This is a genomic window from Paractinoplanes lichenicola (genome assembly GCF_016785085.1).
GTDB classification, from domain to species: domain Bacteria; phylum Actinomycetota; class Actinomycetes; order Mycobacteriales; family Micromonosporaceae; genus Actinoplanes; species Actinoplanes lichenicola.
This window is the reverse complement of the sequence record NZ_JAENHO010000018.1, coordinates 70,365-95,296: the sequence shown is the minus strand read 5'-3', so window position 1 is coordinate 95,296 and position 24,932 is coordinate 70,365. Positions and strand designations below refer to the sequence as shown.

Annotated in this window: 21 protein-coding genes; 2 read left to right on the top strand and 19 right to left on the bottom strand. The window is 71.3% G+C overall.

Features of this window, described 5'->3' with window-relative positions; genetic code table 11:
• Positions 1–25: 25 nt before the first annotated feature.
• Both JKJ07_RS44090 and rpe read right to left on the bottom strand, forming a co-directional pair.
• Positions 26–1,033: a GGDEF domain-containing response regulator gene (locus tag JKJ07_RS44090; RefSeq protein ID WP_202998010.1), complete on the bottom strand. Its 1,008-nt coding sequence runs from the start codon at positions 1,031–1,033 to the stop codon at positions 26–28.
• Complete coding sequence (rpe, locus tag JKJ07_RS44085) at positions 1,030–1,698, bottom strand: ribulose-phosphate 3-epimerase (protein WP_202998009.1); 669 nt, start codon at positions 1,696–1,698, stop codon at positions 1,030–1,032. The genes JKJ07_RS44090 and rpe overlap by 4 nt, the downstream gene beginning before the upstream one ends.
• Before the next feature lie 328 nt (positions 1,699–2,026).
• On the opposite strand from rpe, the gene JKJ07_RS44080 reads away from it, so the two are divergent.
• Positions 2,027–2,890 (top strand): septum formation family protein, encoded by an 864-nt coding sequence (locus tag JKJ07_RS44080; protein ID WP_202998008.1) that lies wholly within the window; start codon positions 2,027–2,029, stop codon positions 2,888–2,890.
• 81 nt (positions 2,891–2,971) lie between these two features.
• On the opposite strand, the gene JKJ07_RS44075 is transcribed toward JKJ07_RS44080, so the two are convergent.
• From JKJ07_RS44075 to JKJ07_RS44060, 4 genes are read right to left on the bottom strand one after another with little or no spacing between them, the layout of a single operon-like run.
• Positions 2,972–4,444: an RsmB/NOP family class I SAM-dependent RNA methyltransferase gene (locus tag JKJ07_RS44075; RefSeq protein ID WP_202998007.1), complete on the bottom strand. Its 1,473-nt coding sequence runs from the start codon at positions 4,442–4,444 to the stop codon at positions 2,972–2,974.
• Positions 4,441–5,367 (bottom strand): methionyl-tRNA formyltransferase, encoded by a 927-nt coding sequence (fmt, locus tag JKJ07_RS44070; protein ID WP_202998006.1) that lies wholly within the window; start codon positions 5,365–5,367, stop codon positions 4,441–4,443. Before fmt ends, JKJ07_RS44075 begins: the two co-directional genes overlap by 4 nt.
• Positions 5,368–5,372: 5 nt before the next feature.
• On the bottom strand, positions 5,373–5,930 hold the full coding sequence (def, locus tag JKJ07_RS44065) for a peptide deformylase (RefSeq protein WP_202998005.1): 558 nt from the start codon (positions 5,928–5,930) through the stop codon (positions 5,373–5,375).
• Positions 5,931–5,966: 36 nt separating this feature from the next.
• A complete protein-coding gene (locus JKJ07_RS44060; RefSeq protein ID WP_202998147.1) occupies positions 5,967–7,343 on the bottom strand; it encodes a cytochrome P450 in 1,377 nt (458 codons plus the stop codon).
• Between the two features lie 279 nt (positions 7,344–7,622).
• On the opposite strand from JKJ07_RS44060, the gene JKJ07_RS44055 reads away from it, so the two are divergent.
• A complete protein-coding gene (locus JKJ07_RS44055; protein WP_307834765.1) occupies positions 7,623–9,995 on the top strand; it encodes a primosomal protein N' in 2,373 nt (790 codons plus the stop codon).
• A gap of 288 nt (positions 9,996–10,283) precedes the next feature.
• Here JKJ07_RS44055 and metK read toward each other — a convergent pair whose 3' ends face one another.
• From metK to pyrR, 13 genes are all read right to left on the bottom strand, one after another.
• The gene (gene metK, locus JKJ07_RS44050; RefSeq protein ID WP_202998003.1) at positions 10,284–11,474 is read right to left on the bottom strand and encodes a methionine adenosyltransferase; all 1,191 of its coding nucleotides are present in this window, start codon (positions 11,472–11,474) and stop codon (positions 10,284–10,286) included.
• 75 nt (positions 11,475–11,549) lie between these two features.
• Entirely contained in the window at positions 11,550–12,767 is a 1,218-nt protein-coding gene (gene coaBC / locus JKJ07_RS44045) for a bifunctional phosphopantothenoylcysteine decarboxylase/phosphopantothenate--cysteine ligase CoaBC (protein WP_202998002.1), read from the bottom strand.
• Between the two features lie 256 nt (positions 12,768–13,023).
• Positions 13,024–13,287, bottom strand: coding sequence for a DNA-directed RNA polymerase subunit omega (gene rpoZ / locus JKJ07_RS44040; protein ID WP_015623990.1), 264 nt, complete (start codon positions 13,285–13,287; stop codon positions 13,024–13,026).
• 13 nt (positions 13,288–13,300) lie between these two features.
• The gene (gmk, locus tag JKJ07_RS44035; protein ID WP_202998001.1) at positions 13,301–13,900 is read right to left on the bottom strand and encodes a guanylate kinase; all 600 of its coding nucleotides are present in this window, start codon (positions 13,898–13,900) and stop codon (positions 13,301–13,303) included.
• A gap of 32 nt (positions 13,901–13,932) precedes the next feature.
• Positions 13,933–14,250, bottom strand: a complete 318-nt coding sequence (mihF, locus tag JKJ07_RS44030) for an integration host factor, actinobacterial type (protein ID WP_020517554.1) — start codon at positions 14,248–14,250, stop codon at positions 13,933–13,935.
• A gap of 184 nt (positions 14,251–14,434) precedes the next feature.
• Positions 14,435–15,265, bottom strand: coding sequence for an orotidine-5'-phosphate decarboxylase (pyrF, locus tag JKJ07_RS44025; RefSeq protein ID WP_202998000.1), 831 nt, complete (start codon positions 15,263–15,265; stop codon positions 14,435–14,437).
• Between the two features lie 35 nt (positions 15,266–15,300).
• Positions 15,301–16,563 carry an adenosylmethionine--8-amino-7-oxononanoate transaminase gene (locus JKJ07_RS44020; RefSeq protein WP_202997999.1) on the bottom strand — a complete coding sequence of 421 codons (1,263 nt, stop codon included), beginning with the start codon at positions 16,561–16,563 and terminating at the stop codon, positions 15,301–15,303.
• Positions 16,560–17,576 (bottom strand): quinone-dependent dihydroorotate dehydrogenase, encoded by a 1,017-nt coding sequence (locus tag JKJ07_RS44015; protein WP_202997998.1) that lies wholly within the window; start codon positions 17,574–17,576, stop codon positions 16,560–16,562. The genes JKJ07_RS44020 and JKJ07_RS44015 overlap by 4 nt, the downstream gene beginning before the upstream one ends.
• Positions 17,573–20,917, bottom strand: coding sequence for a carbamoyl-phosphate synthase large subunit (gene carB / locus JKJ07_RS44010; protein ID WP_202997997.1), 3,345 nt, complete (start codon positions 20,915–20,917; stop codon positions 17,573–17,575). The genes JKJ07_RS44015 and carB overlap by 4 nt, the downstream gene beginning before the upstream one ends.
• A gap of 2 nt (positions 20,918–20,919) precedes the next feature.
• Complete coding sequence (carA, locus tag JKJ07_RS44005) at positions 20,920–22,026, bottom strand: glutamine-hydrolyzing carbamoyl-phosphate synthase small subunit (protein WP_202997996.1); 1,107 nt, start codon at positions 22,024–22,026, stop codon at positions 20,920–20,922.
• Positions 22,023–23,228, bottom strand: a complete 1,206-nt coding sequence (locus JKJ07_RS44000) for a dihydroorotase (protein WP_438871501.1) — start codon at positions 23,226–23,228, stop codon at positions 22,023–22,025. The genes carA and JKJ07_RS44000 overlap by 4 nt, the downstream gene beginning before the upstream one ends.
• Positions 23,229–23,284: 56 nt before the next feature.
• A complete protein-coding gene (locus tag JKJ07_RS43995) occupies positions 23,285–24,208 on the bottom strand; it encodes an aspartate carbamoyltransferase catalytic subunit (protein WP_202997994.1) in 924 nt (307 codons plus the stop codon).
• Positions 24,205–24,765 carry a bifunctional pyr operon transcriptional regulator/uracil phosphoribosyltransferase PyrR gene (gene pyrR / locus JKJ07_RS43990; protein ID WP_202997993.1) on the bottom strand — a complete coding sequence of 187 codons (561 nt, stop codon included), beginning with the start codon at positions 24,763–24,765 and terminating at the stop codon, positions 24,205–24,207. Before pyrR ends, JKJ07_RS43995 begins: the two co-directional genes overlap by 4 nt.
• Between the last annotated feature and the right edge of the window lie 167 nt (positions 24,766–24,932).

Genomic DNA, 24,932 nt, shown 5'->3' with positions numbered 1-24,932 from the left:
ACTCGACGGGGGTTGACCAGCGCTTTCAGCCCTCTTCGCCCTCGGCGCGGCGGCGGTCGATCGCCACATACGACCCGGGCTGCGACTTGGCCACCTTCTTCATCTCGGACGCCACGGCGATCACCACGCGCGGGTCGGTGAACCGGCGCCCGTCGCGCGTCGCCTGGGCCACGCCGATCGACAGCGTGACCAGGGCGGCGCGGTTCTTGTTGCCGCGGCGGTCGGGCACCTCGATGTAGCCCCGCTCGGCGTCGCGGGCGTCGTACAGCTGGTCGGCCGCCTGCTCGAAGTCGGTGACCGTGAGCTTGGTCAGCGGCAGCACCTGATCGGGGGTGCAGATGAAGACGAAGTCGTCGCCGCCGATGTGGCCCAGGAAGATCGAGGGCGGGCCGACCGTGGTGACCGCGCGGTGCAGGCTGCGGGCGAGCGCGGTGATGAACTCGTCGCCCCGGTCGAACCCGTACACGTCGTTGACGCTCTTGAACCGGTCGACGTCGATGTAGCCCACCGAGTATTCGCCGCCGAGCTTCATGCGGTCGGAGATCTCACGCCGAACCCGCGCGTTGCCGGGCAGGCCGGTCAGCGGCGAGACCTCGCGGAACTCCTTGTTGCGGCGCAGGGTCGAGGCCACGCGGGCGATCAGCTCGGCCGTGTCGAACGGCTTGACCAGATAGTCGTCGACCCCGGCGGTCAACCCGACCACCTTGTCGACGGTCATGCTCTTGGCGGTCAGCATGATCACCGGAAGGGCCGAGGTGAGCGGCTCGGCGCGCAGCCGGCGGGTCAGCTCGACGCCGTCCATGCGCGGCATCATCCAGTCGACCACGGCCAGGTCGGGCCGGTTGTTCTGCATCAGGTCGAGCGCGGCCTGGCCGTCGGGGGCGCGAATCACCTCGTAGCCGTGGACCTTGAGGTTGAACTCGACGAAGCTCGCGATGTCCTGATCGTCGTCGACGACCAGGATCAGATCGGGGCGGTCCTCGGGCTCGGGACCGAGCTCCTCCGGCTTGGGATCGGCGACCCCTGTGCTCATCCGGCTCCTCCCGCCAGTGCTCGCAGCTTACGAATGGCCTCGGCGGGATCCTGCGCCCCGTAGACCGCCGTGCCGGCCACAAAGGCGTCGGCGCCCGCCTCGGCCGCCTGCTCAATTGTGTCGGCCGCGATGCCGCCGTCCACCTCCAGGCGCACTTCGAGTTGCTCGGCATCGATGCGGCGGCGCACCTCGCGCACCTTGCCGAGCGTCTCGGGCAAGAATTTCTGACCGCCGAACCCGGCCTTGATCGTCATGATCAGCAGGGTGTCCACATGGGGCAGCAGGTCGAGATAGGGCTCGACGGGGGTGTCCCGGTCGATCGCCAGGCCGGCCTTGGCCCCCGCCGCACGCAGGGTTTTCGCCAGCGCCACGGGGTCGTCGGTGGCCTCGGCGTGGAAGGTGACGTTGTAGGCCCCGGCCTCGGCGTAACCCGGCGCCCAGCGCTCCGGATCGGTGATCATCAGATGCACGTCGAACGGGATGCTGGTCGCCTTGCGCAGACTCTGCACAACCGGGAGCCCGATTGTCAGATTGGGCACGAAGTGGTTGTCCATGACGTCGACATGCGCCCAGTCGGCCGACCCTTCGATGGCGTGCACCTCATCAGCCAAACGAGCAAAATCGGCGGCCAGGATGCTGGGGGCAATGATCAGTGATGGCTCCACGGGACGAAGTCTATGGCCTCCCTCTGCCCGCGCCCCTGCTTCCCTCCTTCACCCTCCCCTTCTTCCCTCTTCCGTCTCTCCCCTTCACCGCCTTTCCCTCTCCCTCCTCGTCCCCTTCCGCTTCGCCCTTCTTCCTTCCCGCTCTCTTCCGCTTCGCCCTTCTCCCCTCTCCCCGCCCTTTGCCCCTCCCCGCCCTCTTCCCCTTCCTCCTGCCTTCTTCCCCTCCGCCCCGGCCGCCTCCGCCTTCGGTTGCTCGCATTCCATGGACCGATCTCACTGTCGTTACCGATAGAGTGACGGCCCTTGACCGCTCGACTGGGGGAACCGCATGCGACGGTGGGCTGCCGCTGCGCTCGTGCTCGCCCTCGGCGGCTGTGCCGACCTGCCCGAGGGCGTCGACGGCGACCTCACCGGCGGCTGGCCCGCCCCGCCCGCGGCCCAGCAGTTCCGGCCCACGCCCGGCTGCCACCCCGACGTCGTCGAGGAGGGCACGATCGACAACTGGTCCCCGGTGGCCTGCGCCGGGCCGCACCTGACCGAGACGGCCGTGATCGCCGAGGTCGCGAACGGCTCACCCGGCAGCACCGCCTCGACCCATCGCGGCCAGGCGTTCCGGGAGTGCTCGAAGCGGGTCAACACGTTCCTCGGCGGCGACTGGCGCACCGGCTGGCTGGTGCTGCAGCCGGTGCTGCCGAGCCAGGCCGCGTGGCAGGGCGGCGCCCGGTGGTATCGCTGCGACCTCGTCGAGACCTCACCCGTCGACGGCGAGCTGGTTCGCCGGTCCGGCAGCCTCAAGGGGTCGCTCGGCGGCGCCGGCAAGATGCGGATGACCTGCGCCAACCCGAAGGTCGTGGACGAGCGGGTGACCGCGATGCACCCGGTGGCCTGCTCGGGCGCGCACACGTCGGAGTTCGCCGGGCTCTTCGTGAGCTCGCGCGCCACCGTGGCCGGCCTCACCCCGGGCGAGCTCGAGAGGGGCTGCGACGCGGCGATCGCCAAGTTCGCCGGCATCCCGAACGACGGGACCGTGCGCAACCGCGTGGGTTGGCTCGGCTTCCCGCCGGACGCGACGTCATGGAAGCTGGGCGACCGCGCGGTCCGCTGCTTCCTGTGGCTCAACGGCGAGCGGATGACCGGCTCCTACCGGAATGCCGGCACCCGCAAGCTCAAAATCCACTACATCTACCGCTAGGCCCCGCATCTACCGCTGGGCCCGCCGCGGCCCAGCTGCCGCAGACGCCGTGTCCGCGCCGGCCGTTGCTGCGTGCCGCGGTCAGCTCGTGCGGCGCAGGACGGCCAGGAACATCGCGTCGGTGCCGTGGCGGTGCGGCCAGAGCTGCACCGTCGGCCCCGAGCCGAGGCCCGGCATGCCCGGCGGCAGCAGCGGCCGCGCGTCCACGAAGTCGACCTCGACCCCGCTGCGGCGCGACCCCTCGGTCACGGTCACCTGGGTCTCGACCATATGGGGCGAGCACGTCACATAGGCCACCACGCCACCCGGCCGGACCGCCCGCAGGGCCGCCACCAGCAGTTCCCGCTGCAGCTTGGTCAGCGGCGGCAGGTCGGCGGGCTGACGGCGCCAGCGCGACTCGGGCCGCCGCCGCAGCGAGCCCAGCCCGGTGCACGGCGCGTCGACCAGCACCCGGTCGAACGACTCCTCCGGCAGGTCGGGATCGCGCCCGACGGACCGTCCGTCCATCGGCAGCACGGTCACCGGCATGCCCTCGGTGGCCTGCTCGACCAGGCGGGCCCGATGCTCGGCGACCTCGACGGCGGTCACCTCGGCCCCCCGGCTCGCGGCGATCGACCCGATCAGGCCCGTCTTGCCGCCCGGCCCGGCGCACAGGTCGAGCCAGCGCGTGTCCTGCCCCTCGATCGGCGCGGCCAGCAGCGCGGCCGCCACCAGCTGGGAGCCCTCGTCCTGCACGTGCGCGCGACCGCTCCGGATCGCGGCCAGCTCGCGCGGGGAGCCACCGTTGAGATAGACCGCGTACGGCGAGAACGCCCCCGGCACCCCACCGACCTCGTCGGCCAGATCGACCGCGTCGACCCGGCCCGGACGGGCGCACAGGTGCACCACGGGCGGCTGGTTGTCCTCGATCAGCAGCCGCGTGGTCTCGGCCAGATCGCCGCCCAACGCCTCGGAGAACGCCCGAATGATCCACTCGGGGTGGTTGTGGTGCACCGCGAGGTTGCCGACCGGGTCGGCCTCGTAGTCGGGCGCGAGCCTGTCGAGCCACTTCTCCAGCGGCGTCTCGGCGATCGTGCGCATCACCGCGTTCGCGAACCCGGAAGCCCCCGGCGCGACCGACCGCACCAGGTCGACGGTCTGGTTGACGGCGGCGTGCGCGGGCACGCGGGTGTGCAGCAGCTGATAGGCGCCCAGCCGCAGCGCGTCGCGGGCCGGCGGGTCGATCCGGGACACCTCGCGCCCGGCCGCGTCGGCCACGATCAGGTCGAGCGTGCCCAGCATGCGCAGCGTGCCGTAGGTCAGCTCGGTCGCGAACGCGGCATCCCGCCCGGCCAGCGCCATGCCCCGCAAGATCTCAGGCAACACCAGGTTCGCGTACGCGTCGTCGCGGTGCACAGCCGCAATGGCCTCGTACGCGGCCTGACGCGCCGGATCCGACGGCGGCCGCCCACCCCGAGGTGCCCGCCCCGAGCGCGCATCGCGGTCGTATCCCGGGCCCCCGGGCCGCCGTGGCCGCCCCGAACCGTGGGGCCGATCTGCCCTGTGCTCGGTCACTGGAGCTTCTCCCCCGGCTGGATGCGGAGCCCGCGGGCCCAGTCGGTCGCCGCCATCGGCTTCTTGCCCGCGGCCCGCACCTCGCCCAGCGCCACCGGCGTGGTCGCCGTGCCGACGAGCACCTGGGTCCGCTCGACGAGCAGGTCGCCGGGGGCCAGGTCGGGCCCGTTGGCCACCGGCTTGACCGGGCCGAGCTTGAGCCGGTCGTCGCGCAGGGTCGTCCACGCGCCCGGCGCCGGGGTGCACGCCCGGATCCGCCGATCGACGCCGAACGCGGGATCACTCCAGCGGATGCGCGCGTCGTCGACGGTCAGCTTCGGCGCGAGGGTGATGCCGTCGGCCGGCTGCGGATGCGCGCGGGCCGTGCCGGACTCGATCGCGTCGAGCACCGCCACGAGCAGGCCGGCGCCCTCGGTGGCGAGCCGCTCGAGCAGGTCACCGGAGGTGTCGGTGGGACGGATGTCCTCGGTCAGGGTGCCGTAGACCGGGCCGGTGTCGAGGCCGGCCTCGAGCTCGAACACGCTCGCGCCGGTCACCTCGTCGCCGTGCAGGACGGCATGCTGCACCGGAGCCGCGCCCCGCCACGCGGGCAGCAGCGAGAAGTGCAGGTTGACCCAGCCGTGCTTCGGGATCTCGAGCGCGCTCGGCGGCACCAGAGCCCCGTACGCCACCACGGGCACGCAGTCGGGCGCGAGCGAGCGCAGCCGCTCCTGGAACTCGGGCTCACGCGGCTTCTCGGGCGTGAGCACCTCGATGCCACGCTCGTCGGCCCACGCGGCGGCGGGCGAGCGCACGAGGCGGCGGCCCCGGCCGGCGGGCGCGTCGGGACGGGTGACGACGGCGAGCAGGTCGTGACCCGAGGCCGCGATCGCGTCGAGGCTGGGCACGGCGACGGCCGGCGTGCCGGCGAAGATCAGGCGCATCCCGGTCACCGCCCCAGACCGAAGAGGCCACGACCGTGCGGGCTCTCCTTGATCGTCGGCGGCTTGCCCGCGTCGTACCAGTCGGCGGCGCGGATCTGCTTCATCGCGTCCTTTCGCGAGGCGGCGTCGAGCCGGTCGAGGAACAGCACGCCGTCGAGGTGGTCGGTCTCGTGCTGGACGCAGCGCGCCATCAGCCCGGTGCCGACGATCTGGATCGGGTCGCCGTGCTCGTTGAACCCGGCAGCCACCACGTTCTGCCGGCGCTTCGTGTCGATGTAGATGCCCGGGATCGACAGGCAGCCCTCCGGCCCGTCCTGCTCCTCGTCGTCGGGGAACGACAGCTCCGGGTTGATGATGTGGCCCACGACGTCATCCACGTCGAACGCGAACAGGCGAAGGCCGACACCGATCTGCGGGGCGGCCAGGCCGGCGCCGCCCTCCTCCAGCATGCTGTCGGTCAGGTCCTTGACCAGGGTGCGCAGTTCCTTGTCGAAATCGACGACGGGATCGGCCGGAGTCCGGAGGACCGGATCGCCGAACAGACGGATGGACTGGACGGTCACGCGGGCAGACTCCTGACATCTCGGCTCGGCACTTGACTAGTCTACGGAGTGGCTCGGACCAGGCACGGCTCGCGTCACACCAGCCGCCCCCGGGGTGCCCGGCGTCACGACCGCACCCGGCGCCCCCGAGGTGTCCGGCGTCACGGCGACATCCGGCGCCGCCGACGTGACCTGCGTCCCCGACGGGCCCAGCGCCGCAGGTCCGCCCAGCGTCACCGGCAGCGCGGACCAGCCACGCAGGTTCATTCGCGGCCGGCGGGTGGGCGGCCCGGCCGGCGCCAGCTCGGGGAACCGTGTCAGCAGGGCCGGGAGCGTGATCTGCGCCTCCAGCCGGGCCAGCGGCGCACCCAGGCAGTAGTGGGCGCCCGCGCCGAACGACAACGGCGCGTTGCCCGGCCGGTCCGGATCGAAGACACCTGGATTGCCGAACCGCGCCGGATCCCGATTCGCCGCCCCGAGCAGCAGCACGAGTTCGGCGTCGGCCGGCACCTCCGTCCCGCCGATCACGGCCGGTCGTGACGTGTAACGCTCGGTCAGCTGCACCGGCGACTCGACCCGCAGAACCTCCTCCACGTACGCCGTCGCCAGCGCCGGATCGGCACGTAGGCGTTCCGCGAGCGCCGGGTGCTCGAGCAGCAACACGATGCCGTTGCCCAGCAGGTTGGTCGTCGTCTCGAAACCCGCCACCAGCAGCAACGCGAGGTTGCCGAGCAGCTCCGCGCCGGTCAGCTGCTCACCGCCGGCGTCGTGCGCCGCGGCCAGGGCGGTGACCAGGTCGTCTTCCGGCTGCTCGCGGCGCAGCGCGACGAGGTCGGTGAAATACGCCTCGAGCTCGAGCGCGGCCTCGTGCGCGAGCCGCCTGTCCTCCTCCGTCCAGCGCACCTCGAGCACTGCCGTGAGCGCCTCGGCCAGCCGCCGGAACCGCCCCCGATCGGCGGCGGGCACCCCGAGCAGGGCGGTGATCACCCCGATGGGCAGCGGGTAAGTCAGGTGGCTGACCAGGTCGACGACCCCGCTTTCGGCCCGCTCGGGCAGCGCCGCGATCGCCTCGTCGACCTGAGCCGTGATCACCTCGCGCAGGGCGCTCACCCGACGGGCGGTGAACACCCCGGCGGCGAGGCGGCGCATGCGGGTGTGCCGCGGCGGGTTGGTCCGCAGCATGGAGTCGGCGAACAGCGCGACCGCCCGGTTGTCACGCCAATCGGACCACTGACTGTCGAGGCGGCGCGCGTCGTAGGCCTCCATCGCCGGATCGCGCAGCACGGCGTCGACCTCGGCATAGCCGGAGACGAAGTAGTAACCGCGGCCCGCCCGCACGACGGGGCCGTGGTGATGAAGCGCCTCGTACGCCGGGACGGGGTCGTGATTCGCGCGCGGATCCAGCAGCATCGCGACCGCCGCGGCCGCATCCATCGGACCCCCGTGGGTGATCGTCACCACTGCGCTCTACCTCCCACGGTCCATCGAGGAACTGACGCCACCCACCGTAGGGAATAGGGGCCGGGTCCGCGTCAACCCGGGGTTCGACTTTCGCGTCGACCCGTGGGTTGACGACACGGCGACGCGATCCGGCAAGGATCTGGGAGCGACCAGGATTGTCGGAGGGGGCGGGCAGAATGTTCAGCGATGGCGACAAAGGGCGGACGCAGCGAACGGGTGCCGGCGGAACGGTTACCCGTGGCCCGCGTGTGCGTGGATGTGCCGCTGGCCCACCTCGACCGCCCGTTCGACTATCTGGTGCCCGCGGCCGACGACGAGGCGGCCCAACCGGGCGTGCGGGTGCGGGTGCGCTTCGCCGGCCAGCTGATCAGCGGCTTCCTGCTCGAGCGGGCGGAGTCCTCGCCCCACGGCGGCAAGCTGGCCTATCTCGACCGGGTGGTCTCCCCCGAGCGGGTCCTCGACCCCGAGATCGCGCAGGCGGCCCGGGCGGTGGCCGACCGCTACGCGGGCAATCTGTATGACGTCCTCCGTCTGGCCGTCCCCCCACGCCACGCCCGCGTCGAGGCCCAGCCCCCCAAAACGGGCACCGCCCCCGCGCCCACCTACGACACCCCGGACACGCCCGTCCCCGGCGGGGAATCAGCTCTCGCCGCCGGCACCGCTTCGACGGCGACCACCGAGCCGAGGACCGACCCCAACGGCAACACGCAAGCTGCCGCGGCCTTGGACGGCGAAGTCGGCACCACTGAGCCGGAGAGAGCCGGCCCTGTGGCCGGCGAGCAGGTCACCGACGAGCCGCTCAGTCGCTCCGACGCGGAGGGGCCGGGCGGCGGCGAGTCGGGCGCTAGTGGGCCGCGCGCGGGTGAGCCGGGCGGCGGCGAGTCGGATAGGGGATCTGCCGTAGCCGGGCCAGTCGCCGCGCTGGCAGCCGCCAATTCCGGCGCCACTGCACCTTCCGCCACCCGGACGACCGCCAGCGCCGCGCCCCCGGGTGTGAGCGGTGCCGACGGCCCCGCGGGAGGGGGCGGCCCGGCGGGAGGGGGCGGCCCCGCGGGAGGGGGCGGCCCCGCGGGGGGCGATGGTCGGTGGGGGCAGTACGTCGCTGGGCCTGCGTTTTTGCGGGCGTTGGCCGACGGGCGGAATGCTCGGGCCGTTTGGGGGGCGCTGCCGGGTGAGAATTGGGCGGCGCGCATTGCTGAGGCCGCCGAGGCGACCGTGCGGGGTGGGCGCGGTGTCGTGATCGTGGTGGCCGATGCGCGTGACCTCGAGCGGGTTGATCGGGCTCTTGGCGTGGTGCTCGGGCCGGGGCGGCACGTGGCGCTCAACGCTGCGCTGGGCCCGGGCGAGCGCTATCGGCGTTTCCTGAAGGCCAGCCGTCACCAGGTTCCGGTGGTGGTCGGCACCCGGGCCGCGATGTGGGCGCCGGTGGCCAAGCTCGGGCTGGTAGTGATTTGGGACGACGGTGACGATCTGCACGCCGAGCCCCGCTCGCCGTATCCGCACGCCCGCGAGGTGTTGCTGACCCGCGCCCAGCTGGCCGACTGCGCGGCGTTGGTGGGGGGCTTCGCTCGTACGGGCGAGGGGCAGCTGCTGCTCGAGACCGGCTGGGCCCGCGAGATCGGCGCCGCCCATGATGTGCTCCGCCTGCACGCGCCCGCGATCGCGCCCACCGGTGACGACCCGCAGATGGCCCGCGACCCGGCCGCCGCCACCGCCCGGCTGCCCAGCCTGGTCTGGGAAACAGCTCGGCAGGCCCTTAAAACGGGCGCGCCCGTGTTGGTTCAGGTGCCGCGGCGGGGCTATCTGCCGTCGATCGCCTGCAACGACTGCCGCACCCCGGCGCGCTGTCCACAGTGTTCGGGGCCGCTGGGGCTGCACGGGGCCCGCGAGGTTCCCACCTGTCACTGGTGCGGCCGCGCGGCCGCTGCCTACGCGTGTCCTGCCTGCGGTGGCCGGCGGTTGCGGGCCTCGATCACCGGCGCCAAACGGACGGCGGAGGAGTTGGGCCGGGCCTTCCCCGGTTCCCCCGTACGCACGTCGGGCCGCGACGAGATCCTCGACACAGTGCCGGGCGAGCCCGCCGTCGTGGTCGCGACGCCCGGGGCTGAGCCGGTGGCCGAGGGCGGCTACGGCGCGGTGCTCCTGCTGGACGCGTGGGCGCTGCTCACCCGCTCCGACCTGCGCGCGGCCGAGGAGACGATGCGCCGCTGGCTTAATGCGGCCGCCCTGGCCAAGCCCGCCCCGGCCGGTGGGCGTGTCGTCGTGGTGGCCGACGGCTCGCTGGCCACGGTGCAGGCGTTGATCCGCTGGGATCCGGCCTGGTTCGCCTCGCGTGAGCTGGCCGAGCGGCGCGAGCTGTCGTTCCCGCCGGCCTCCCGGATGGCCAGCCTCACCGGCAAGGCCGAGGCGGTGGCCGACTTCCTCAACATCGCCAAGCTGCCACCCGACACGGAGCTGCTGGGCCCTGTCCCCGCCGATGAGGAGCAGGAACGCATGCTGCTGCGGGTCCCCCGCTCCAAGCTGGCCCCGCTGGCACGAGCCCTGCACGAGGCGGCCGCGGTCCGAAGCGCCAAGAAGGCCCCGCTCGTCGTCCGCATCGAGATCGACCCGTCCGCCCTCTTCTAGCGGCCCGGCGAAGAGGGGGCGAGCTAGGCAGGGAAGGGCGAGCCAGGCAGGGAAAGGCGAGCCAGGCGGGGAAGAGGCTGGCGCGGAGCAGTGCTGGCGCGGAGCAGTGCTGGCGCGGAACAGGCCGCCGCAGACGAGAACCGGCGCGGAAGAGGCGCCGGAGGCATGGGCGGAGGTGCCTGGGCGGAAGAGGCACGGGAGGCCTGGGCGGAAGAGACACGGGGGGCTGGGTGAGGAGAAAGAACGGCGCCCCCGCGAATTCCGCGGGGGCGCCGGTGGAGCTTGTGATCAGGCGGCGGCGTTCTTCAGGTCCTGAGCGCGGTCCGTGTTTTCCCAGAGGAGCTCGGGGATCTCGCGGCCGAAGTGGCCGTAGGCGGCCGTCTGCTGATAGATCGGGCGCATCAGGTCGAGGTCGCGGATGATGGCGGCCGGGCGCAGGTCGAAGACGGCGTTGATGGCCTTCTCGATCCGGTCGACCGGCACGTTCTCGGTGCCGAACGTCTCGACGAACAGCGACACCGGGTGGGCCTTGCCGATCGCGTAGGCCACCTGGGTCTCGCAGCGCTCGGCCAAGCCGGCCGCCACGACGTTCTTGGCCACCCAGCGCATCGCGTACGCCGCCGAGCGGTCCACCTTGGACGGGTCCTTGCCGGAGAACGCGCCGCCACCGTGCCGGGCGTAGCCCCCGTACGTGTCGACGATGATCTTGCGGCCGGTGAGGCCGGCGTCGCCCATCGGGCCGCCGATCTCGAAGCGGCCGGTCGGGTTGACCAGCAGGCGGTAGCCCTCGGTGTCGAGCCCCAGGCCCTCCAGCTCGGGCGCGATCACGTGCTCGCGGATGTCGGGCGTGAGCAGCGACTCGAGCGAGATGTCGGCCGCGTGCTGCGACGAGACGACCACCGTGTCGAGGCGGACCGGCTTGAGGCCGTCGTACTCGATCGTGACCTGGGTCTTGCCGTCGGGCCGCAGGTAGGGAATCGTGCCGTCCTTGCGGGCGGCCGAGAGCCGGCGGGCCAGGCGGTGCGCGAGGGCGATCGGCAGCGGCATCAGCTCGGGGGTCTCCGAGCAGGCGAAGCCGAACATCATGCCCTGGTCGCCGGCGCCCTGGGCGTCGAGCACGTGCTCGCTGTCACCCTCGCGCAGCTCGAGCGCGCTGTCGACACCCTGGGCGATGTCGGGCGACTGCGAGCCGATCGACACGCTGACGCCGCAGGACGCGCCGTCGAAGCCCTTCTTCGACGAGTCGTATCCGATCTTCAGGATCGTGTCGCGCACGATGCTCGGGATGTCGGCGTAGGCCTGGGTGGTGACCTCGCCCGCCACATGCACCTGGCCGGTCGTGATCAAGGTTTCCACCGCGACCCGGCTGCGGGGGTCCTGCGCCAGCAGGGCGTCGAGAATGCCGTCGCTGATCTGGTCAGCGATCTTGTCCGGGTGGCCTTCCGTGACCGACTCGGAGGTGAACAGGCGGCGTGCCACGGTGCTCCTCAGATTTGTCGAATACAACGTAACGCGGAAGTGTAGCCACCGCGCCGGACCGGGGGCGTCCGGGTGCTACGCCGTCCCATCGTCTGCCACCTGGCGTTCCAGGAGCGTCACGACATGGTCATAAATCATATCGGCCACGTCGTCTTTCGGGAGTTCGGCATGGCTGGCCGCGCTTCCGTCGGCCCCCAGCAACGTGACCTCATTGTGGTCGGCGCCGAAGACGCGGTCCACTCCGACTTCGTTAACGACGATCAGGTCGGCGCGTTTCTTGATCAACTTGGCCCGCGCGTGTTCGATCGCGTCGTGTGTCTCGGCCGCGAACGCCACCAGGATTTGCCCGGGTCGTTTGCTCGCGCCCAGTTCGGCGGCGATGTCCGGGTTGGTCACCAGTGCGATCGGCGCCGGAATTCCGTCGTCGGTCTTCTTGATCTTTTCGGCGGCGAAGGTGGCCGGGCGGAAGTCCGCCGGTGCGGCCGACATCACCACCACATCGGCGTCGGCCGCGGCCTTCACGACCGCCACCCGCAGCTCCTCGGTCGTCCCGACGCGCACGATGTCCACCCCCGCGGGGTCGGGCAGCGTCACGTTGGCCGCGATCAGCGTCGTCCGCGCCCCCCGCGCCGCGGCCGCCTTGGCCAGCGCGTACCCCTGCTTGCCGGACGACCGGTTGCCGAGGAAACGCACCGGGTCGAGCGGCTCACGCGTGCCGCCCGCCGTCACCACCACGTGCCGCCCGGCCAGATCAAGATCAAGACCGCGTTTCCGTACGCGTCGTGCCAGTTCCCAGATCTCCGAGGGGTCGGGCAACCGCCCCTTGCCGGTGTCCTTGCCGGTCAGCCGGCCCACCGCCGGCTCGATCACCACCGCGCCGCGGGCCCGCAGGGTGGCGACGTTGGCCTGGGTGGCCGGGTTCTCCCACATCTCCGTGTGCATGGCCGGCGCGTACACGATCGGGCAGGTCGCCGTGAGCAGCGTGTTGGTCAGCAGGTCGTCGGCGATGCCGTGGGCGGCCTTGGCCAGCAGATCGGCGGTCGCCGGGGCGACGACGACCAGCTCGGCCGCCCGCCCGATCCGCACGTGCGGCACCTCGTGCGTGTCGTCCCACACCTCGGTCGCCACCGGCTGCCCGGACAGCGCGGCCCACGTGGGCGCCCCGACGAAGTTGAGCGCGGCGGAGGTCGGCACGACCCGCACCCGGTCACCCGACTCGGTAAACAGCCGAAGCAGTTCACAGGCCTTGTAGGCGGCGATGCCACCGCCCACCCCGAGCACCACTTCAGTCACCGCAGGACCCCCTTCGAGCGCCGTCGGAGCCAACGCTAGCCCGCCACGGCGTCGCGCAGGGACCGGACCCGGCGGCCTGTGGACAACCACGACCCGGCGTCCACAGGATGGTCGCGCGCAGCACCGGAGGATCGGCTGCGAACCGATGGAGAAACGCTCAAAAGCAAAGATCCCGCGCCCGAGGATCGGGAACGCGGGATCGATGGGTGACGGCGCCGCCCCGGCTGGGGGCGCGGCGCCGGTCAGGCAGCCCGGGTCACGGGTTGTCGGTCGCCTCGGCGGTCAGGAGGCCGGCGTTGATCTCACGCATGGCGATCGAGAGCGGCTTCTCCTGCGGCGTGGTCTCGACCAGCGGGCCCACGTATTCGAGGAGGCCCTCGCCGAGCTGGCTGTAGTAGGCGTTGACCTGGCGGGCGCGCTTAGCCGCGAAGATCACCAGCGAGTACTTCGACGAGGTCTTGTCGAGCAGCTCGTCGATCGGCGGGTTGGTGATGCCTTCGGGGTTCGCGATGGTTCCCACAGTTTCAAAGTCCTTAATGCTCTGGGGCTTGCGCTGGCGTCAGAAATGACGAACCGAGCAATCCTACCAGCTCATCGGCCGCGCGCTCGACGAAGTCGTTCACGACCGTACGGTCGAACTCCTTCTCGGCCGCCAGTTCCTCGTCCGCGTGGGCCAGCCGGCGGCGGATGGTCTCCTCGTCGTCGGTGCCCCGGCCGATCAGCCGGCGCTTGAGCTCCTCGACGCTGGGCGGGGCCAGGAAGACCAGCTGGGCGTCGGGCATCGTGGCCCGTACCTGCCGGGCGCCCTGGAGGTCGATCTTGAGCAGGACCGGCCGGCCCTGCGAGATCCACCCCTCGACCTGCGCCCGTGGCGTGCCGTAGAGGTTGCCGGCGAACTCGGCCCATTCGAGCAGCTGACCGCCGTCGATCAGCCGCTGGAACTCCTGCCGGTTCACGAAGTGGTAGTGCTCGCCGTCGGTCTCGTAGTCGCGCATCTTCCGCGTCGTCACCGAGACGGACAGCTTGATCCAAGGCGAGCGCGCCCGGATCAACTCGATCACGCTGTCCTTGCCGACCCCGGAGGGGCCGGACAGGACGGTGAGGCGGGCTGCCGGGCGCGCGTCGTCATCCATGCTCACAGGCTCATTCAACACGAGCCCATGAGTCAGTTCGCAGCGAACTCCCCCAGGAGGGCCTTGCGCTGCTGGTCGCCGAGACCGCGCAGCCGGCGGCTGTCAGCGATCTTGAGCTTCTCCATGATCTGGGTCGCGCGGATCTTGCCGATGCCCGGCAGCGCCTGAAGCACGGCCGAGACCTTCAGCTTGCCAACGACCTCGTCCTCCTCCGCGCGGTCAAGCACAGCGGCGAGGGTGGTCTTGCCGGACTTGAGCTGTTCCTTCAGCTCAGCCCGAGCCTTGCGAACTTCCGCGGCCTTCTCCAGCGCGGCAGCGCGCTGCTCGGGGCTCAGTGACGGGAGCGGCACCAGTTCTCCTCAGGTCCCTATCGCGCCGTAGTCGAATACCGGCGCTTCTGTGAAACGTGGTGTGCCAGGGAACCAAAGGGGCATGTGGTTCCCGGCGCCGGGAAAACTAGCGGTCAACGGCGCTTTCGGCAACGTGGGGGTACCCCTGACCCGGCTCTCCCACGCCCTGATAAGCAGGCGCGTTTCACCCGAGAGCGGTCTCACAGTCGGCCGCGGCACGCTCGGCGGCGGCCCGCAACTCGACCACGCCGGGTCCCGCCGCGAGGACTTCCCGTGAGTACGACGGCAGCACGTTGCGCAGGCTTTCGCCGAAGACGGACCGCAGGTCGGAGGGGGTGGCGCCCTGCGCGCCGAGCCCCGGAGCGAGCAGCGGACCGTTCACTCGGGACAGATCGTGGCCGGTATCGCCGATCGTCGCTCCGATTACGAGCCCGAGGCTTCCGAGCGGCTCCGCACCGGCGTTGAGCTGGGAAATCTCGTCGATCACGGTCTGCCCCACGGTCCTTTTGTCCGATGCGACAGCATGCTGGACGGACGGTCCCTCCGGATTGGACGTCAGGGCCAGGACAAACACGCCGCCGCCGTTGGCCGCCGCGACGTCGAATGCCGGCTGCAACGAGCCCACTCCGAGGTAGGGACTCACAGTAATCGCGTCAGCACACAGCGAACTTGCAGGATCGAGGTACGCGCCGGCGTACGCGGCCATCGTCGAGCCGATGTCGCCGCGCTTCACGTCGAGAAGAACCAGCGCACCGGCCTCGCGGGACTGTCGGATAGTTGACTCAAGAATTCCGATGCCACGTGACCCAAATCTCTCGAAAAACGCCGACTGCGGCTTGAGCACGGCCACCCGATCGGCCAGGGCTTCGACCACCGTACGGGCGAAGCGTTCCAGGCCGGCGATGTCGTCCGAGAGGCCCCACCTGGTCAGCAGGGCGGCGTGCGGATCGATGCCGACACAGAGCCGGCCCCTCTTCTCGGTGGCCTCCGCGAGGCGCTTGCCGAAGGTCTGCACAGGGACTCCTCAAAAGTGGGTGGTCAAGTGGTCAGTCAGGTTGCCGCCACCGCCGCGGCGATCCCCGAGACGATCAGGTCGACGTCCTCGGGGGCCGTCACGAACGGCGGCATCGTGTAGATCAGGTCGCGGAACGGGCGCAGCCACACGCCCGCCTCGACGGCCGCCGCGGTCGCCGCCGCCATGTCGACGGGACGGTCCAGCTGGACGACCCCGATCGCGCCGAGCACCCGCACGTCGGCCACCCCGCGCGCGTCCCGCAGCGGCTCCAGGCCCGTACGGAGACCGCTTTCGATCACCCGTACGCGGGAGGCCCAGTCACCGGATCGCAGGAGGCCCAGCGACGCGTTGGCCACCGCGCAGGCCAGCGGGTTGCCCATGAAGGTGGGCCCGTGGGCGAGCCCGCCGCCCTCCCCCGCCGAGATCGCCGCGGCCACCTCGGGAGTGCACAACGTCGCGGCCATCGTCAGGTAGCCACCCGTCAGGGCCTTCCCGACGCACATGATGTCGGGTGTCACCCCGGCGAGGTCGGCCGCGAAGAACGACCCCGTACGCCCGAAGCCCGTCGCGATCTCATCGAAGATCAGGAAGATGCCGTGCGCGGCCGTCACGTCGCGCAGGACACGCAAATACGCCGGATCGTGGAACCGCATGCCCCCGGCGCCCTGCACGACCGGCTCGACGATCACCGCCGCGATCTCGTCCGCGTGCCGGGCGACAAGGTCGGCGAGCTGGTCGGCGTACGCCTGATCGAAGGAGACAGGCGGGGGCGGAGCGAAGATCTGGGCCGGCAGCACCCCGGTCCACAGCGAGTGCATGCCGCCGACCGGGTCGCACACGCTCATCGGGTGGAACGTGTCGCCGTGATAGCCGCCGCGCCACGTGGCGAGCTTGCGCCGGCCCGGCCGCCCGAGGGCGAGCTGGGCCTGCAGCGCCATCTTGATCGCCACCTCGACCCCGACCGAGCCCGAGTCGCACAGGAAGACGTGCTCGAGGCCGTCCGGCGCGAGGTCGACCAGCGTGGTGGCGAGCCGGATCGCGGGTTCGTGGGTGAGCCCGCCGAACATCACGTGGCTCATCCGCTGCGACTGCTCGACCAGCGCCGCGTCGAGCACCGGGTGCCGATAGCCGTGGATGGCCGCCCACCACGACGACATCCCGTCGACCACCTCCCGGCCGTCGGCGAGCCGGAGCCGTACGCCTTGCGCGCTCTCGACCAGGTAGGGCTCGCTGCGTCCGGGCATCGGCCCGTACGGGTGCCAGACGTGCGCCCGGTCGAGGGCGAGCAGGTCGGTCATATCGAGCGCGCCGCCGCCCGCACCAGCGCCGGCCCGCGATAGATGAACCCGCTGTAGAGCTGGACCAGGGCGGCGCCCGCGTCGAACAGCCGCGCGGCGTCGTCGGCGCACATCACCCCGCCGACCCCGATGATCGGCAGCCGCCCGGCGGTCTCGGTGTGGACGAAGTGGACGACCTTGCGGGCCTTCTCGGTCAGCGGCGCCCCGGAGAGCCCGCCCGCCTCGACCGCACGGGGCTGGTCGGCGGGGGCGAGCCCCTCCCGCGCGAGGGTCGTGTTGGTCGCGATCACCCCGGCCGCGCCGTGGCTGAGACACACCTCGAGCAGCTCGGCGATGGCCGGCTCGGTGAGGTCGGGGGCGATCTTCACCAGTACGGGGGTCTCGCCGCGCAGCGCGCCGAGCAGGTCCGCGATCGCGTCCTTGTCCTGCAGCGTCCGCAGCCCGGGGGTGTTGGGCGACGAGACGTTGACCGCGATGTAGTCCGCGTACGGGTGCAGCAGCCGATACGACGTGAGGTAATCCTCGACCGCCTCACCCAGCGGGGTGACCTTGGATTTGCCGAGCGAGACGCCGAGCGGCACTCCCAGCTTGGACGAACGCAGCGGGCCCAGTCGCTGCAGCCGCTCGGCCAGGGCGGCCGCCCCGGCGTTGTTGAAGCCCATCCGGTTGATGATCGCCTCGCTGTCCCGCAGGCGGAACAGGCGCGGCTTGTCGTTGCCCGGCTGCGCGTGCGCGGTGACCGTGCCGACCTCGACGAAGCCGAACCCGAGGGCGGGCCAGGCCGGCAGCGCGACGCCGTTCTTGTCCATGCCCGCGGCCAGCCCGACCGGGTTGGGGAAGCGCACGCCGAACACCTCGACCGGCTTGGCCGTGGCGTAGCGCGCTTTGAGGGCGGCGCGAACCGGAGCCGGCAGCGCGGCCAGGCGCTTGAGCGTGAACTCGTGCGCCCGCTCGGCGTCGCCGCCGCCCACCCGGAACAGGACCGGGCGGACGGCGGACTCGAACAAGGTCACTTCGTGCCCCGCAGGACGGCGTGCAGCTCCTGCAGCGGCCGCACGGACATGTCGCCGCGCATCAGCGCCTCGATGCCCATCACCGCGGCCGCCGCGCCCGGCACCGTGGTGATGCTCGGAATGTCCGCGGTGACCGCCGCGCTGCGGATCTCGTACCCGTCGTTGCGGGCGTGGGCGCCCGACGGCGTGTTGATGATCATCGCGATCTCGCCGGCCAGGATGAGCTCGACCGCGTTCTTGCCGGGGCTCTCGTAATGCTTGGGGACGACCTCGCAGACCACGCCGTAGCGCCGGAGCACCTCGCCGGTGCCGGCCGTGGTGACGATTGTGAAGCCGAGGTCGGCCAGCCGCTTGATCGGGAAGACCATGGCCCGCTTGTCGCGGTTGGCCACCGAGACGAAGATCTTGCCGGCGGTCGGAAGCGACCCGTACGCCGCGGCCTGCGACTTGGCGAACGCCTGCCCGAAGCCGGCGTCGATGCCCATCACCTCGCCGGTCGACTTCATCTCGGGGCCGAGCAGGCTGTCCACGCCCTGGCCGGCCGGGGTGCGGAACCGCTTGAACGGCAGCACCGCCTCCTTGATCGCGATCGGCGCGCCCTCGGGCACCGTGCCGCCGTCGCCCTCGGGCAGCAGCAGGCCCTCGGCCCGCAGCTCGGCGATGGTGGCGCCCAGCATGATCCGGGCGGCCGCCTTGGCCAGCGGCACCGCGGTCGCCTTGGAGACGAACGGGACCGTACGCGAGGCTCGGGGGTTGGCCTCGAGTACGTAGAGCGTGTCGTCCTTGAGGGCGTACTGCACGTTGAGCAGGCCGCGCACCCCGACCCCGCGGGCGATCGCCTCGGTGTAGCGGCGCACCTCGGCCAGGTGCGAGCCGGCCAGGGTGATCGGCGGCAGCGAGCACGACGAGTCGCCGGAGTGGATGCCGGCCTCCTCGATGTGCTCCATCACGCCGCCCAGATAGACCTCGCCGGTCTCGTCGCAGAGCGCGTCCACGTCGATCTCGACCGCGTCGTCGAGGAACCGGTCGACCAGCACGGGGTGGTTCGGCGAGATCTCGGTGGCCCGCTCGATGTACCCCTGCAGCGTCGGCTCGTCGTAGACGATCTCCATGCCGCGGCCGCCCAGCACGTACGACGGGCGCACCAGCACCGGGTAGCCGATCGTGTCGGCGATCGTCTTGGCCTCGTCGAAGCTGGTCGCGGTGCCGTGGTCGGGCGAGCGCAGGCCGGCCTTGGCCAGCACGGCGCCGAACAGGCCACGGTCCTCGGCCAGGTCGATCGACTCGGGCGTGGTGCCGACGATCGGGACGCCCGCGGCCTTGAGCCGGTTGGCCAGGCCGAGCGGGGTCTGCCCGCCGAGCTGCACGATCACGCCGACCACGCCGGGGCCGCCGGCCGCCTTGCCGCTGGAGTCCTCGGAGTGGAACACCTCGAAGACGTCCTCGAACGTGAGCGGCTCGAAGTAGAGCCGGTCGGCGGTGTCGTAGTCGGTCGACACGGTCTCGGGGTTGCAGTTGACCATGACGGTCTCGAAGCCTGGGCCAGCTAGACCGGCTTCGCCGGAAGTCAAGGGCGCGGAGCGAAGGGCCATGACCGCGTGCACGCAGGAGTAGTCGAACTCGATGCCCTGGCCGATGCGGTTCGGACCCGAGCCGAGAATGAGCACCTTGGGCCGGGCCGACGGCGCGACCTCGGTCTCCTCGTCGTACGTCGAGTAGTGATACGGCGTGTCGGCCTCGAACTCGGCCGCGCAGGTGTCGACGGTCTTGTAGACCGGGCGGATACCCAGCCGGTGCCGCAGGGTGCGCACGCCGTCCTCGCCCGCGAACTCGGGGCGCAGGGCCGCGAGCTGCTTGTCGGAGACGCCCGAGCGCTTGGCCCGGCGCAGCAGCTCCGCGTCGAGCACGGGGGCGTCGATGATCTCCGTACGGAGGTCGACCAGCGCCTTGATCTCGTCGAGGAACCAGGGGTCGATCCGCCCGCTGGCCTCGTGCACCTGCTCGACCGTCGCGCCCAGCCGCAGCGCCCGCTCGACCGTGTAGAGGCGGCCGTCGTGCGGCACCCGCAAGGCGGCGAGAGCATCCTCGACCGAGTCCGACTTGTCGACTGCGGTCCAGAAGCCCGCGGCCGAGGTCTCGAGCGACCGCATCGCCTTGTTGAGGGCCTCGGCGAAGTTGCGCCCGATGGACATCGCCTCGCCGACCGACTTCATGGTCGTGGTCAGCTCGGGGTCGGCCCCCGGGAACTTCTCGAACGCGAACCGCGGGATCTTCACGACCACGTAGTCGAGCGCGGGCTCGAACGCGGCCGGCGTCTTGAGCGTGATGTCGTTGGGGATCTCGTCGAGCGTGTACCCGATGGCCAGCTTGGCCGCGATCTTGGCGATCGGGAAGCCGGTCGCCTTGGAGGCCAGCGCCGACGACCGCGAGACGCGCGGGTTCATCTCGATGACGACCAGGCGGCCGTTGTCCGGGTTGATCGCGAACTGGATGTTGCAGCCGCCGGTGTCCACGCCGACCTCGCGCAGCACGGCGATGCCGAGGTCGCGCAGGTTCTGGTATTCGCGGTCGGTCAGGGTCATGGCCGGGGCCACGGTCACCGAGTCGCCGGTGTGCACGCCCATCGGGTCGACGTTCTCGATCGAGCAGACGACCACGACGTTGTCGTGCTTGTCGCGCATCAGCTCGAGCTCGTACTCCTTCCAGCCGAGCACGCTCTCCTCGATGAGCACCTCGTGCACCGGGGAGGCGGCCAGGCCGGCGCCCGCGATGCGCTCGAGGTCCTCGTCGGTGTGGGCCATGCCCGAGCCGAGGCCGCCCATGGTGAACGAGGGCCGGATGACCACCGGCAGGCCGAGGTCGGCCACCGTGGCCTTGACCTCGTCCATCGAGTGGCAGACGCGCGAGCGCGGGGTCTCGCCGCCGGCCTTGGCCACGATCTCCTTGAACAGCTGGCGGTCCTCGCCGCGGCGGATCGCCTCGACGTCCGCGCCGATCAGCTCGACGCCGTACTTCTCGAGCACGCCGCTCTCGTGCAGCGCGATGGCGGTGTTGAGCGCGGTCTGGCCGCCCAGCGTCGGCAGGATCGCGTCGGGGCGCTCCTTGGCGATGACCAGCTCGACGAACTCCGGGGTGATCGGCTCGACGTACGTGGCGTCGGCGAACTCGGGGTCGGTCATGATCGTGGCCGGGTTGGAGTTGACCAGCGAGACGCGGATGCCCTCGGCCCGCAGCACCCGGCACGCCTGGGTGCCCGAGTAGTCGAACTCGCAGGCCTGGCCGATGACGATCGGGCCCGAGCCGATCACCATGACGTGCTTGAGATCTTCACGCTTCGGCATGATCAGGCCTTCCGTTCCACGAGCTCGACGAACCTGTCGAAGAGGTAGTCGGCGTCGTGCGGGCCCGCCGCGGCCTCGGGGTGATACTGGACCGTGAACGCGGGCACCTCGATGCCGCGCAGGCCCTCGACCACGTTGTCGTTGAGGCAGACGTGCGAGACCTCGACGCCGCCGAACTCGGTGTCGATCACGGTGTTGAGCGGCGCGTCGACCGCGAAGCCGTGGTTGTGGCTGGTCACCTCGACCTTGCCGGTGGTCTTGTCGAGCACCGGCTGGTTGATGCCGCGGTGGCCGTAGCCCAGCTTGTAGGTGCCGAAGCCGAGCGCGCGGCCCAGGATCTGGCTGCCGAAGCAGATGCCGAACAGCGGCTTCTGGCGGCGCATGACCTCTCTCGCCAGCGCGACCGGGCCGTCGGCGGTGGCCGGGTCGCCGGGGCCGGGCGAGAAGAACACCGCGTCGGGCGACACCGCGAGCAGGTCCTCGATCGACGAGGTGGCCGGGAAGACGTGCGTGGTCACCCCGCGCGCGGCGAGCCGCTGCGAGACGTTCCGCTTGATCCCGAGGTCGAGCGCGGCCACCGTGTACCGGTGTTCGCCGACGGCGTCGACGGTGTAGCGGGACGAGGTGGTGACCTCGGCCGACAGGTCGGCGCCGATCATCTGCGGCGCGGCCTGCACCCGGGCCAGCAGCGACTGCGGATCGAGATCGACCGAGGAGATGCCCACGCGCATCGCGCCCCGCGACCGAAGATGCCGCGTCAGCGCCCGGGTGTCGATCCCGCTGATGCCGACCACGCCCTCGGCCGCCAGCCGCTCCCCCAGGTCGCCGGTCGCGCGCCAGTTCGACGGCCGGCGAGCCGGATCCCGTACGACGTAGCCCGCGACCCAGATCTTCGAGGACTCGTCGTCCTCGTCGTTGACCCCGGTGTTGCCGATCTGCGGAGCCGTCTGCACGACCACCTGCCGGTGATACGACGGGTCGGTCAGCGTCTCCTGATAACCGGTCATGCCCGTGGTGAAGACGGCCTCGCCGAACGTCTCGCCCAGCGCGCCGTAAGCGAGACCGGTGAACGTCCGTCCGTCCTCGAGCACGAGGATCGCTTTGCTCATTTCACTGCCTTCCCGTCCAGGACCGTCGGCTCTCCCCGGAGGAAGGTCGCGACGATGCGACCCGGCAGGGTGGTGCCCGCGTACGGTGTGTTGCGGCTGCGGCTCGCCAGCTCGGACGGGTCGACGACCCGCCGGGCGGACGGGTCCACCAGCGTGAGGTTGGCCGGGTCGCCGACGTTGAGGTCGGTGCCGTGGCCGGTCAGGCCCGCGATCCGCGCGGGCGTCCGGGACATGCGCTCGGCGATCAGATCCCAGCGGTCACCCAGCACGGAGAGCACCACCGGCAGGGCGGTCTCGAGACCCACCATGCCCGGCCGGGCGTACGCCCATTCGCATTCCTTGTCCTCTGTCGCGTGCGGCGCGTGATCCGTGGCGACGATGTCGATCACGCCCTCGACCAGCGCGGCGCGCAGGGCCTCGACGTCGGAGGCCGTACGGAGCGGGGGGTTGACCTTGTAGACCGGGTCGTAGGAGGCGGCGAGCTCGTCGGTCAGCAGCAGGTGGTGCGGCGTGACCTCGGCCGTCACCCGCACCCCGCGCGCCTTGGCCTGGCGCAGCACCTCGACCGAGCCCGCCGTCGAGACGTGGCAGACGTGCAGGCGGCTGCCCACGTGCTCGGCCAGCAGCACGTCGCGCGCGATGATCGCCTCCTCCGCGACGGCCGGCCAGCCGGTGAGCCCGAGCCGGGTGCTGACCTCGCCCTCGTGCATCTGCGCGCCCTCGGTGAGCCGCGGCTCCTCGGCGTGCTGGGCGATGATGCCGTCGAACGCCTTCACGTATTCGAGCGCGCGGCGCATCAGGCGCGGGTCGGCGACGCAGTGCCCGTCGTCCGAGAAGATCCGCACGTTGGCCGCGGAGCTGGCCATCGCGCCCAGCTCGGCCAGCTGCTTGCCGGCCAGCCCGACCGTGACCGCGCCGATCGGCTGCACGTCGACCAGGCCGGCCTCACGCCCGAGCCGCCAGACCTGCTCGACCACGCCGGCCGTGTCGGCCACCGGGGAGGTGTTGGCCATCGCGAAGACCGCCGTGTAACCACCGAGCGCGGCCGAGCGGGAGCCGGTCTCGACCGTCTCTGCGTCCTCCCGGCCGGGTTCGCGCAGGTGGGTGTGCAGGTCGACCAGGCCCGGGAGCGCAACCAGGCCCGCGGCATCGATGATCTCGGCATCCGCGGGCAATTTGTCCGAAATGCGACCATCAACCAGGGCCAAGTCCTGCGATGCGGCGCCCAGCACCGAAACACCGCGCAGCAGATATGAGGTCACGCCTTGCCTCCCAGCAGCAGATAAAGAACAGCCATCCGGGCACTGACCCCATTGGCGACCTGTTCGACGATCGTGGAACGCGACGAGTCCGCCACCTCGGGCGTGATCTCCATGCCGCGGTTCATCGGGCCGGGGTGCATCACGATCGCGTGCTCCGGCAGCTTGCGCATGCGCGCGAGGTCGAGACCGTAGCGGCGGCTGTACTCCCGGGACGAGGGGAAGTACGAATCCTGCATGCGCTCGGTCTGCACTCGCAGCATCATCACAACGTCCATGTCGGGCAGGACGCTATCCAGGTCGTACGACACTTTGGTCTGCGGCGACAGCGCGGCGGCGATGTCCACCGGAATGAGCGTCGGCGGTCCCACCAGGGTGACCTGAGCGCCCAGCGTCGTGAGCAGCAGAACGTTGGAGCGGGCGACTCGGCTGTGAAGCACATCACCCACGATCGCAACCCGCAGACCGTCGAGGCGGCCCAGCCGCGAGCGCATCGTGTACGCGTCGAGCAGCGCCTGCGTCGGGTGCTCGTGGGTGCCGTCGCCGGCGTTGACCACCGACCCGTCGACCCACGCGGCCAGCCGGTGCGGCGCGCCCGAGGCGGGGTGCCGGATCACGACCGCGTCGGCCCCCATGGCCTGCAGGGTCAGCGCGGTGTCCTTGAGGCTCTCACCCTTCGACACGCTGGAGCCCTTGGCCGAGAAGTTGATGACGTCGGCCGAGAGCCGCTTGGCCGCCGCCTCGAACGAGATTCGCGTACGGGTCGAGTCCTCGTAGAAGAGGTTGACCACCGTCCGGCCGCGCAGCGTCGGCAGTTTCTTGACCTCGCGGCCGGCCAGCGCCGCCATCTCGCCCGCGGTGTCCAGGATCAGGGTGGCGGTGGCCGCGTCCAGGTCGGCGGCCGAGCGCAGATGCTTGATCACAGGTCACCCCCGGTCAGCTTGACCTCGTCGAGGCCGTCGATCTCGGTCAGCGAGACCCGGACGCTCTCGGACAGCGAGGTCGGAATGTTCTTGCCCACGTAGTCGGCGCGGATCGGCAGCTCCCGGTGGCCCCGGTCGACCAGCACCGCGAGCTGCACCGAGCTGGGCCGGCCCTCGTCCTTCAGAGCGTCGAGCGCGGCCCGGACCGTACGGCCGGAGAAGAGCACGTCGTCGACGAGGACGACCCGCCGCCCGTCGATCCCCCCGCCGGGCAGCTCGGTCTTGCCGAGCGCGCGGGTGGCCTGCAACCGCAGGTCGTCGCGGTAGAGCGTGATGTCGAGCGAGCCGACCGGGACGTCGATGCCCTCGAAGGCGTGGATGCGGGCGGCCAGTCGCTGGGCCAGCGGCGCGCCACGAGTGGGGATGCCGAGAAGCACCGTGCCGGTCGCGCCGGAGGTCTTCTCGAGAATCTGATGAGCGATGCGATCGACGACCCGCTGCAGGTCGGACGCACTCAAAATGATCTTGCTGGGCGCGTCGGCGCGTGGCGATGCCACGGCGGACCTCCTTCCCCGCCTCACGGGACGGGTCGTTAAAGGATGTCGTCGGAGCGACCCTTTCAGGGGTCGGCCCCTATGGCTGACGCTACGTTACCAGTGGGCGCGGCGATGACCATGGTGACGTGGCCGACCTAAGAACACGCCGGGCGAATCAGACACTTCGC